This window comes from Mesorhizobium sp. M7A.F.Ca.CA.002.15.2.1, from assembly GCF_003998715.1.
Taxonomy (GTDB): Bacteria; Pseudomonadota; Alphaproteobacteria; order Rhizobiales; family Rhizobiaceae; genus Mesorhizobium; species Mesorhizobium ciceri.
In genome coordinates, this window is sequence record NZ_RZPI01001308.1 from 1 (window position 1) to 244 (window position 244).

The following is a 244-nucleotide window of genomic DNA, read 5'->3' on the forward strand; positions in this document are numbered from 1 at the left end:
TCTACAACGACGCATCGAGCCTGACCGCCAACATCACCGCCACCGCGGGCGGCAACTTCGAGCACCTGGTGATCGGCACCGGCACGGCGACGGCCAACGTCACCGACACCACCACCGACGCGACGGTCAACCTGAGCGCCTCGACGGTCGCCGAGGGCGCGGTCGCCAACTACGTGTTCACGGCGACGCTGTCGGACGCCTCGCATGGCGTCACCACGATCACCACCGACAAGGGCGACATCAC

General features: G+C 67.6%; 1 protein-coding gene. It reads left to right on the forward strand.

Annotation, left to right across the window (positions count from 1 at the left end; genetic code table 11):
* On the forward strand, positions 1-244 hold a 244-nt coding region (locus ENZ74_RS34640; protein WP_164746613.1), incomplete at both ends, for an immunoglobulin-like domain-containing protein.